This is a genomic window from Streptomyces sp. NPDC014006 (assembly GCF_043088925.1).
In the GTDB taxonomy this organism is placed as follows: domain Bacteria; phylum Actinomycetota; class Actinomycetes; order Streptomycetales; family Streptomycetaceae; genus Streptomyces.
The window spans coordinates 1-9,187 of the sequence record NZ_JBICAJ010000043.1 but is presented as its reverse complement, the minus strand read 5'-3'; the positions used below and the strand labels follow the sequence as shown (position 1 = coordinate 9,187).

Here is a 9,187-nt window from a genome sequence, read left to right as displayed (position 1 = left end):
TCGGGTAGAGCCACTGCTCTCCCAGGCGCGTCACTCTCCGGGCCCAACGCGGCGCCTGCGTCACCCCATCCGGTCCCGCACGGCTGCCCCGGGACGTAGCCGTCGCGGACGTATCCGCGTTCGGTGAGGGCGCAAGACCGGACGCCAGGTGAGTCAGCCGGGCCCTGCGGGGTGGCTGGCACCCGGTGTGCTGTCCAGCGGGGGCGCGAAGGGCCGGGTGGATGCCCGGCAGCGCCTGTCGTTACTCACTTTCGGGTGATCGCGTTCCGGCCGGTGGGGTGGCGGTATCTGGCGGACCGTCACCTTGAGCCAGGCGCTGCAACGCCTGCGTCCGAAACGGGACGTCAATCTGGAGCATTCACCGCTTTGATGGTCACTACAGGTGAGAGTTACAGAAGCCTGTTGAAATCGTAACGGGCCTCCGCATTTCCCACACATGCCGGGGCTGGTGGCTGCAAGGTGTGCGTGTGCGGCCGGCCGGCCTCACACCAGCACAACGCATCCGCCGGACCTGCGCTTTCGGGGCCGGTTGGTGTGCGCACTCTGAAGGGGGACCTTGGTGTCCGTTTCTTCTTCCGCCCGTCGTCTGACCGCCGCCGCTGCCGTGGCCGCCGCTCTGGTCGGGGCCGCCGCCCTGCCGGCCATGGCCGCCGACCACCACCTCGCCTCGCGTGACCGCGATGAGGTGACGATCAGCGCGGTGCAGTACGACTCCCCGGGACGGGACGACCGCTCCAACCGCTCGCTGAACGCCGAGTGGGTGGAGATCACGAACAGCACCCGCCGGGCGGTGAACCTGGACGGCTGGACCCTGAGCGACGAGGACGGCCACACCTACACCTTCCACCACTACCGCCTCGACGGCCGCTCCACCGTCCGTGTCCACACCGGCGAAGGCCGCGACGCCCGCCACGATGTGTTCCAGGACCGCCGCAACTACGTCTGGAACAACGACCGCGACACCGCCACCCTGCGCAACGACCGCGGCCGCTTCATCGACGACTACTCCTGGGGCCCCCAGCACCGCGGCGGACACCACCACTGACCGCACCAGCGGCGTGATCTGACGCTCAGCCGGCATGTGCGAGAGCACTGTGGGGCCACCCCGGGACGGCGGGGGTGGCCCTACCCGCGTGGCATCGCCTATCACACGCGTGGGGCCAGCGCGGCGCCATTCGCCTAGCCCTGCGTGAAGGCTCTACCGTCTGCCCCGGCATCGGGTGGTGACGAGGGTAAGGGTGAGCATGAACGCGCGGCAGTCACGGCTGGACGCCCTTCGCTCCCTGCGCGAGCGGGAGACGGAATCCGTCTACGGCTGGGTGCTGTCCACTGCCATCCCGCCAGGCCTGCAGCAGTCCCTGCAGACCGCAGCCACCCAGGGCCTGGTCGAGCTCGCCGACCGGGAGATGCGCGCGGAACTGTCCGCCTACGAAGGACGCCCCGTTCTGTGGGCCGCCCGCCTCAGCCCGCAGGGCCACGACGTCCTGACCTACCAGCACGCATCTCCCGACCCCACCCCGCACAGCACACCACCCGCAGCCACAGAGCAGGTAATCGAGCTGCGGCCCGCGCAGATGGACGCCCTGCGCGTCTACGCCAACCTCGCCCCCGTCCTGCGCGTGCCACCGGCCGACGGCCTCATCGAACGCGTACGCACCGCCTGCTTCGACCGGCCGGGCAACCGCTGGCGCATGACCCTCACCACCGAGCAGATCGACTCGGTCGCCTACGCCTTCCACCTGCGCGCGCTCAGCGGCTCGGTGGCGGAGGCCAACTGGTTCGCCCGCGAATACGGGGTCACCTACCGCGTCGACCCGTCGACCGGCCGCGCAGGCGCTGTGCGCCCGCCGTCGCGTACCGCCTCCCTCTGACGGCCTGAGCCTGGCATTTAGCCTCCGCAGTGTGCCGGGCGGCCTCATCATCGGGGACGGGAATGACCTGGCCGGTCCAGCTCCAAGGTTCCTGGCGCGGGTCCCAGGTCACCTCGACGCTGGTGCCGTGGAAGTCGCGCGCGAGTTCCTTCACCATCCTGGCCGCGGCGGGCAACGCCACTGCGGGATCCAGCAGCTCGCTGCTGAGGCGCCCGCAGAACATTCCGCCTTCCGCAGTGAGGACGCTGTGGCGCCAGCCGTCCGGCGTCCCCAGCAGGACGATTGCCTTGGGCAGACCGAAGGAAGGCCGCTTCGCATTTCGTCGTTTCGCCACCCAGCCATCCAACATGGCGGGGCGGACATCCTCGACGCCAGCTGACAATCCAGGACACAACTCGGTCACCTGCTCAGCCCCGGGCGACCCGCCGCTCTCACGCCCGCCGTGGACGCTGGAAAGCGGCGAGAAGACCTACCAGCCGGGCGAGATCGTCCCCCAGTCGGGGATCTACGAGTGCGACTGCGGGCAGAGCCACCAATACAGCACCGATGTGAAGGGCCACCGGCTCCCGCCCCTGCACGACAGCTGCACCGGCAGCGGCTGGCGCCTGAAGCCGCCTCACCCTGACCTCCTCTACCCCCACACCTCCGGGCCGCCGCCGCGCCATTCGATGTCGTCGGACCGGATGACGTCGAGGTCGTCGATCCCTTCCATGCCGGCGTCCTGCAGGAAGGCGACGACGTCGCGGAGCCGGTAGGCGCGGCCGAGGATGGTGCCGTCCGCTCGCACGCGCCGGCCGCCCTGGTTGTCGGGTGGATACACGATCACCTGGACCATGCCTCCAGCGTCCCGCTGTGCCCCGAGGGGCGCATGGTGTGGTGCGCCGGGGGCGCGGGGTTCGTAGGCTGGGTGTGCTCGGGGCTACCACGGAGGGACACGTATGCCCCGGACGATCTGGAGCGGTGCCATCAGCTTTGGCCTGGTCACGGTGCCGATCAATGTGGTCGGTGCGACCGAGGACCACAGCATCCGTTTCCACCAGTACCACCGTGAGGACGGCGGCCGCGTCCGGGTGAAGAAGTTCTGCGACCTCGAGGACCGCGAGGTGTCCAGCGCCGAGATCGGCAAGGGCTACGAGGTCACCCGCGAGACGAAGCACCAGCCCGCGCAGATCGTGCCGATCTCGGACGAGGAACTGAGCAACCTCCCCCTGCCGACGGCGAAAGCCATCGAGATCGTCGCGTTCGTCCCGGCCGCGGACATCGACCCGATCCAGATCAGCGACGGCTACTACCTGCAGGCCAGCGGCCAGGTCGCCGCCAAACCGTACAAGCTCCTCGTCCAGGCCCTGGGACGCTCCGAGAAGGTCGCCATCGCCAAGTACGCCTGGTCCGGCCGCGAACGCCTGGGCATGCTCCGCGTCCGCGACGACGCCCTGGTCCTGCACGCGATGCGCTGGCCCGACGAGATCCGCAACCCCGCCGAGCTGCTCCCGCCGCCCGTACAGGTCTCGGACGAGGAGATCGAGCGGGCCCTCGCCCTGATGGAGACGATGACCGTCGAAGACCTCGAGGCGCTCGACGCGCACGATGAGTACACCGAAGCCATCGCGCAGATCATCGAGGCCAAACGGGAGGACAAGCCGCTCCCGCAGGCACCGGAGGCAGAGGAGCCGGCCCAGGTCCTCGACCTCATGGCCGCCTTGAACGCCTCGGTGGAGAAGGCCCGCGAGGCCCGCGGCGACCACGGCGGCGAGGCCGAGGTTCACGAACTGCCGAAACCGAAGAAGAAGGCCCCTGCCAAGAAGACGGCCGCCAAGAAGACCGCCGCGAAGAAGACGAGCAGCCACAAGCCGCGCAGCGCCTAGCCCGGGGTCTGCTCGGAGGCGCGGCAGGCCGGGCAGACGACCAGGGCGTGCGGCCCGTAGCGCACCGTGAGGCCCTGGCAGCGCGCGCAGTACCCGACCTGGCTCGGCCGGCACCCGAGGAGCAGCGCCGCGGTGGCCCGGTCGGTCCGGGGATCGATACGTCTGGGCGCATCGTTCACGCTCACGACGCTACGGCGCCGTCGTCCCCACCGCCCGAGCGCCTCGGCCGGGTGTGGCGACAGGCCTCACCCGCCTGGACGGCGGACGGGGCAGCCCGCCCCCTTGCTGCGCGTCGCGGAGACCAGTCCTGCCTGGCCCGCACCTCGCCCCGCCGCCAGCGGCCCGACGACATGACCCACAGGGCCGGCGGATCCGTCGATGGCCAGGTCCATACGACCGGCTCTCGCCCATCCTCCGGGCGCCAGGGCCGAGCTTCTGCCGCGTCCGGAACTGCATCGCTCATGTCTCGGTTTCAGACGTGCAAGATCATGAGGCGGCTGAGAGGCCCGGGCGCGATGACCGGCGCCGTACAGCGTGGAGGCGGCTGGCGTGCGCTGGCCTCGCCAGTGGGGGTGGAAGAGCACCTCACCCGACAGTTGGACTAGGGTCCGTCTTCAAAGATCGCTAGATGGTGGATCATGGTGGCGTGATACGCCGTCATGAACTCACCGACCAAGAGTGGGAGTTACTCGCTCCGCTCATACCGCGGGCCTCGACTGGTCGACCACGAGTGGAGGACCGCCGGGTGATCAACGGCATGGTCTACAAGATCCGGACCGGGATCTCCTGGCGTGACCTGCCCGAACGCTACGGGCCGTGGAAGACGGTCTACACCCGCTTCCGCCGCTACGCCCTCGACGGCATCTTCACCCGGGCCCTGCAGCAGATGCAGGCCCGGGCTGACGCGGCCGGAGACATCGACTGGCTCGTCCAGATCGACTCCACCATCGTCCGCGCCCACCAGCACGCCGCCGCCACGGGCCGAGGGATCCGCCGGCAGGACGAACCGGACGATCACGCCCTCGGCCGATCCCGAGGCGGACTGACCACCAAAATCCACCTCGCCTGCGACGGCCGGGGACGGCCGCTGGCCGTCCTGCTCACGGCCGGCCAGCGCCACGACGGGATCTGCGCACGCCCGCTTCTCGAGCGCATCCGAGTGCCCCGCCTTGGTCGGGGTCGGCCCCGCTGCCGACCGGACCACGTAGTCGCGGACAAGGCCTACGCCTCCCGCGGCCTCCGTGCCTACCTGCGCAAGCGCGGCATCGCACACACCATTCCGGAGAAGCGCGACCAGCAACATCACCGCCGCAACCGTGGCCGTGACGGCGGCCGGCCTCCCCGGTTCGACCGGGAGACCTACCGTCGACGCAACATCGTCAAACGCTGCTTCAACCGGCTCAAGGGCTTTCGAGGCATCGCTACCCGATACGACAAGACCGCCACCTCCTACGAGGCAGCGGTCAGTCTCGCGTCATTCCTGCTCTGGGCAAGATCCGTTTGAAGACGGACCCTAGTCGTCTGCGCAGGGCAGTGCGCGGCTGCGCGGTGAGCTGGCGGTAGGTGGCGTGCCACTCGTCAACCGCCCGGGCCAGGTCGTCGGGAATCGGTCGCATGGCTGAATTCAATCACGTGTTCGATTTTCTTCGCTCCTCGACACCCCGCTCACGGCGCCCTGCTGTGACTGAGCGCGATAGCTGGCACTTGAGCACGCTGGTTGGCGGCTGAGCACGATAGGTGGCTGGCAGTGGGGCGTGCGAGGGCGATGTAAGTGTCCGGCTGGCATGCAGCGCCCAGCACGGCATGCCGCTGATGTGCGGCGAGAGGGTCGGCCGACCTCGGGTTCCTACGTCGGCCTGCTTATGCTGCCGCCATGGGTCTGAATCTCATGCTGTTCATGGCGGACTGGAAGTATTTGAGTGCCATACCCATCGAGAAGCGGGCCCAGGCACTGGAGGATGCCGCCCTCTGGCCACCGGAGCTTGACGGCGAGTACTGCAGCGGTGGGCGGAACGGCGGCTGGGTGTGGCTTCCGCACCAGGAGTCCGCATGGTGCGCCGAGTACGACTACGCCAACGACTTGGGCGACGAGCGGGCGTTGATCGCGGTGTCGGCCGCGTCGAACCGGTCGAAGGCGGACCAGGACCCCACCACCTGGCTGCCTCCGGCCGCGGGCTACCGCTGCCAGTACGTCGCCGACTGGATCGCCGACAAGATGCGCTGGCGCCTGAGCATCGACGAAAACGAGGAAGCCGCTCTGTCGGAGAACCTGAACGGCTGTCCGAACACGCCGGTCACCGTGGTGCTCGCCCGGTAGCACGCAGCGGCCGGTAGTCGTAACGGCCGGCGTCTGCCGCCCTCGCCGATGGCTCGCGCCTCGCATTGCTACGCGTCTGGCTCCGGGTGGAGGTTCACATAGCAGCGCAGCCGTACGCCCGGTTCGCCTGGTTCGCGGGTCGTGCGGTCCGCCGGTGCGATGGCGCATCGGGCGGCGAGCAGCGCCTGGATGGCGAAGGCGGTTTCGTCGTCGGCGGTCGCCACCTCCACTACGGCCAGGCCCGGAACTGCGACGTGCGCGTCATGGATTTTCCTCACGCACGGCAGGACGTGCCGGCGGCTGCAGCGGTTCTGCCACCGGGGGTTTCTTCACCCGACCGTGTACGGCTGGCCGCCGGGGAGGCTGCGGTAGGCGGGGCTCGTCATGTTCCGCGCAGCGGGGTGATCGCGGTGACGGGCGGCAGTTTGCGTTGCCGCAGCGCCTCCGTGAGTGCGGCAAGTGTCGTGCGCCGCTCGCGGTCGGCCTGGGGGCTTTGTTCGGCGAGCTTGTCCAGGAGACGGGCGCGGCCCTCTTCCACGGGGCGGTCCTCGGTGAGGACTTTGCTGAACGTCCTCATCACGGCGTCCGGCCCGGCGAGGCCGGTGCGCCGGGAAGCGGTCGCGGGCGGCGTGCTGCTCGTGGGGCGGGGCGCAGCCGGGGCCGGGTCGGCTTCTGGCCGGCTGGCGGGCTGCAGGGCGGTCGTGGCGTGAGCGGCTTCGCGGTGCGCGTCGTGAAGGAGCTGGGTCATCCGGTCGACGTCGCCGCCCAGGAGCCGGACGAACTTCTGCAGGACGTCGCGGGGTGGCAGGACGGTGCCTTCGAGGAGGGAGGCGACGGTGCCGGCGGTGAGGACCCAGCGGCTGGCGACGGCGATGTCGCTGGGTGCCGGGCGTCCTGCGCGCAGGTGCAGGGTGTGGATGGCGGTGCGCAGTTCTTCGGCGGCTGGCAGGGGTTCGGCGTCGGGGTCGGGGGAGGGTTCGCGGTATTTCTGGCTGAGCTTCTCGGTCTCCCAGACGGCGCGCAGGACTTCGGGGTCGGCGCCGCAGGCGTGGGCGAACTTGCGGGTGAGTTCCCAGGTGGGGACGCGTTCGCCGGTCAGTATGCGGGACAGGTAGGAGGGGGAGCAGCCGATCTTGTGGCTGACTTCCTTGTTGGTGAGCTGGGCGGTGCGGATGAGCATGGACAGGATCGGGGAGAGCCGGTTGTAGGCGGCTCCTGACGGTTCGCTGGGTGCGGTCTGCTCTGGTGCCTCTCCGCGTTCCCCACGGTCGTGGCCTGTGTCGGCGTTGTCAGTGGTGGCGTCGTTGCCGGCGGGGGCTTCGGGGGACATGCCGGTGCCGTTGGGGGTGGTGAAGAGGCCGGTCAGGGAGGTGAGCGGTGTCTCGCAGCGGTTGAAGCGGGCCAGGCGCCGCAGGATGTACCGGTCGGTGTAGCGGTGGCGGGCGGTGTCCTCGCTGATGCGCAGCAGGGAGCTGATGGTGGCCCAGGTGACGCGACGGTAGCGGGCGCGGCCGACGACCGCGGCAGTGAGGCCGTCGAGCTGTTCTTGCAGCTGGGTGATGCGCTGCAGGGGCTCTTCCCCGCTGAGGGTGGGAAGGAGGCGGGCGAGATCGCGGGCGCCTTCCTGGATGTCTCTGGCGATCTCGGTGAGGAGTTCGTCTCCTGCCGAGGGGCCGTGACCGGCCGCGCGGGAGGTCGGAGCTGGGCGGGGCACAGGGGGCGGCTCGGGTGCGGGAGCCGGTTGTGTGAGGTGCGGCCCGGTGGATGGGTCAGGGGTTCCTGCGCTGATGCGGCGTCGGTGGGCGGCCTGACGGCAGGCGTCCCCGCAGTACTTGCGAGGACGGCCCTTCCCGGGGCCTGAGGTGAGCGGGGATCCGCAGAACTCGCAGCTGTCACTCACGGTTGCTTCCGTCCGTAACGAAAAGGGTTCATGGAGGGTTGGCCGCGACTGATACACCCGAGATTCCCCGGGTTTCGTCACACGCGGCCGTCCTGACTCGCGCGGTCCGGCCGACAGGGGGCTATCCCGCGCCAGCGGGCCGGGAGAAGAAGCGGTGATGCCGGTCTTCCCCCGGCCCGAGGCCTTTTAGCGCCGGTAGCGGCGGTTGTTCAGAAGCCGCAGGGCGGTGCCAGAGAGCACACCGCTGAGGACCGTTGCGGCCTCTGACGTAACCGTCACGTGGACGGACGGGCGGGAAATGAGCAGGTACCCAATGAACAGGATGCCGATGAACACGCCGACGGCGGGCGTGCCAAAGCGGTTCACGTAACGGAAGTTTTCGTTACGGCCACTACGCTTGCTGCGTACGAAGCGGCCGGAAGGTTGTTTCACCCGGCGGCGCCGGGGGGTAGATCGCCCCATAGGGCACTCCTTTGGATTGCCGTACGCGTGCGGGACTTCGAACAGGGTTTGGTAGACGTTGTGCGAGGTCCCGCACGCACCTGAGGGTGAAGCTACCGATACACAGTGCGATAAGCTAATCAACCAAAAGCCGCACAACGGGCAAAATTTTGGTTGCCCCAGGACGGCGCGTTTTTCGTTGCTCAGACGCCGGAAATCTCCCTGAGTTCTGTAATGCCGCGGGTGAGCCGCGCCCTGCTTTCGACGTCGATCGCTTTCTGTCATTCCCTGGCGCGCGACCCCCGCTAAACGGTCACCTCGTGCTGGAAGGGTGGCATCAAGCGCTGCGTTTCGATCAAAAAAAGACCTCGCTCGATCGGACATGCGGCGTAGCACGTCCAGAAACGTGCAATTGCATGATCACAGCGGTACAGCTCCGAGCACCGCACCGCGCCCTGCCCTCGCCGAACAGTCCACCCGCACCACATCGGCCTCCGCGCCGCGCTGCTCACCCTCTTCATCCGTGTCCTGGGCAGAACGGCGTGAGGCGCGATCACACAGGACGCCGACCACAACGACTAGGGTCCGTCTTCAAACGGATCTTGCCCAGAGCAGGAATGGCGCGAGACTGACCGCTGCCTCGTATGAGGTGGCGGTCTTGTCGTATCTGGTGGCAATGCCGCGGGAGCCTTTGAGGTGGTTGAAGCAGCGTTCGACGGTGTTGCGACGGCGGTAGGTATCGTGGTCAAAGCCTGGCGGTCGGCCGCCTCGCCGGCCGCGGTTGCGGCGGTGC

10 protein-coding genes and 1 pseudogene are annotated in these 9,187 nt (G+C 68.9%); 5 read left to right on the top strand and 6 right to left on the bottom strand.

Going from position 1 to position 9,187, the window contains the following annotated elements; translation table 11 throughout:
• Nucleotides 1–559: 559 nt before the first annotated feature.
• The gene (locus ACF1GV_RS42435) at nucleotides 560–1,045 is read left to right on the top strand and encodes a lamin tail domain-containing protein (protein WP_391692502.1); all 486 of its coding nucleotides are present in this window, start codon (nucleotides 560–562) and stop codon (nucleotides 1,043–1,045) included.
• Between the two features lie 199 nt (nucleotides 1,046–1,244).
• Nucleotides 1,245–1,871, top strand: a complete 627-nt coding sequence (locus tag ACF1GV_RS42430; protein WP_391692500.1) for a DUF6417 family protein — start codon at nucleotides 1,245–1,247, stop codon at nucleotides 1,869–1,871.
• A 631-nt stretch (nucleotides 1,872–2,502) separates the two neighbouring features.
• Here the strand turns inward: ACF1GV_RS42430 and ACF1GV_RS42425 are convergent.
• Nucleotides 2,503–2,706: a hypothetical protein gene (locus ACF1GV_RS42425; RefSeq protein WP_391691550.1), complete on the bottom strand. Its 204-nt coding sequence runs from the start codon at nucleotides 2,704–2,706 to the stop codon at nucleotides 2,503–2,505.
• A gap of 103 nt (nucleotides 2,707–2,809) precedes the next feature.
• On the opposite strand from ACF1GV_RS42425, the gene ACF1GV_RS42420 reads away from it, so the two are divergent.
• Nucleotides 2,810–3,736 carry a Ku protein gene (locus ACF1GV_RS42420; protein WP_391692498.1) on the top strand — a complete coding sequence of 309 codons (927 nt, stop codon included), beginning with the start codon at nucleotides 2,810–2,812 and terminating at the stop codon, nucleotides 3,734–3,736.
• On the opposite strand, the gene ACF1GV_RS42415 is transcribed toward ACF1GV_RS42420, so the two are convergent.
• Nucleotides 3,733–3,915, bottom strand: coding sequence for a hypothetical protein (locus ACF1GV_RS42415; protein ID WP_391692496.1), 183 nt, complete (start codon nucleotides 3,913–3,915; stop codon nucleotides 3,733–3,735). The genes ACF1GV_RS42420 and ACF1GV_RS42415 overlap by 4 nt on opposite strands.
• Nucleotides 3,916–4,385: 470 nt before the next feature.
• On the opposite strand from ACF1GV_RS42415, the gene ACF1GV_RS42410 reads away from it, so the two are divergent.
• Both ACF1GV_RS42410 and ACF1GV_RS42405 read left to right on the top strand, forming a co-directional pair.
• Nucleotides 4,386–5,240 carry an IS5 family transposase gene (locus ACF1GV_RS42410; RefSeq protein ID WP_391692504.1) on the top strand — a complete coding sequence of 285 codons (855 nt, stop codon included), beginning with the start codon at nucleotides 4,386–4,388 and terminating at the stop codon, nucleotides 5,238–5,240.
• A gap of 369 nt (nucleotides 5,241–5,609) precedes the next feature.
• A complete protein-coding gene (locus tag ACF1GV_RS42405) occupies nucleotides 5,610–6,053 on the top strand; it encodes a hypothetical protein (protein WP_391692494.1) in 444 nt (147 codons plus the stop codon).
• Nucleotides 6,054–6,121: 68 nt separating this feature from the next.
• On the opposite strand, the gene ACF1GV_RS42400 is transcribed toward ACF1GV_RS42405, so the two are convergent.
• The 4 genes and pseudogenes from ACF1GV_RS42400 to ACF1GV_RS42385 all read right to left on the bottom strand — a co-directional run.
• A complete protein-coding gene (locus ACF1GV_RS42400; protein WP_391692492.1) occupies nucleotides 6,122–6,331 on the bottom strand; it encodes a DUF6207 family protein in 210 nt (69 codons plus the stop codon).
• Nucleotides 6,332–6,435: 104 nt separating this feature from the next.
• A complete protein-coding gene (locus tag ACF1GV_RS42395; protein WP_391692490.1) occupies nucleotides 6,436–7,767 on the bottom strand; it encodes a helix-turn-helix domain-containing protein in 1,332 nt (443 codons plus the stop codon).
• 372 nt (nucleotides 7,768–8,139) lie between these two features.
• Nucleotides 8,140–8,415, bottom strand: a complete 276-nt coding sequence (locus ACF1GV_RS42390; protein ID WP_391692488.1) for a hypothetical protein — start codon at nucleotides 8,413–8,415, stop codon at nucleotides 8,140–8,142.
• Nucleotides 8,416–8,985: 570 nt separating this feature from the next.
• Nucleotides 8,986–9,187 (bottom strand): annotated as a pseudogene (locus ACF1GV_RS42385) (IS5/IS1182 family transposase); the annotation flags it as partial.

What these genes read in the sequence shown, in the direction of transcription:
- ACF1GV_RS42430 (WP_391692500.1), top strand. Translation starts at nt 1,245, where the DNA reads ATGAACGCGCGGCAGTCACGGCTGGACGCCCTTCGCTCCCTGCGCGAG.
- ACF1GV_RS42425 (WP_391691550.1), bottom strand. Translation starts at nt 2,706, where the DNA reads ATGGTCCAGGTGATCGTGTATCCACCCGACAACCAGGGCGGCCGGCGC.
- ACF1GV_RS42420 (WP_391692498.1), top strand. Translation starts at nt 2,810, where the DNA reads ATGCCCCGGACGATCTGGAGCGGTGCCATCAGCTTTGGCCTGGTCACG.
- ACF1GV_RS42405 (WP_391692494.1), top strand. Translation starts at nt 5,610, where the DNA reads ATGGGTCTGAATCTCATGCTGTTCATGGCGGACTGGAAGTATTTGAGT.
- ACF1GV_RS42390 (WP_391692488.1), bottom strand. Translation starts at nt 8,415, where the DNA reads ATGGGGCGATCTACCCCCCGGCGCCGCCGGGTGAAACAACCTTCCGGC.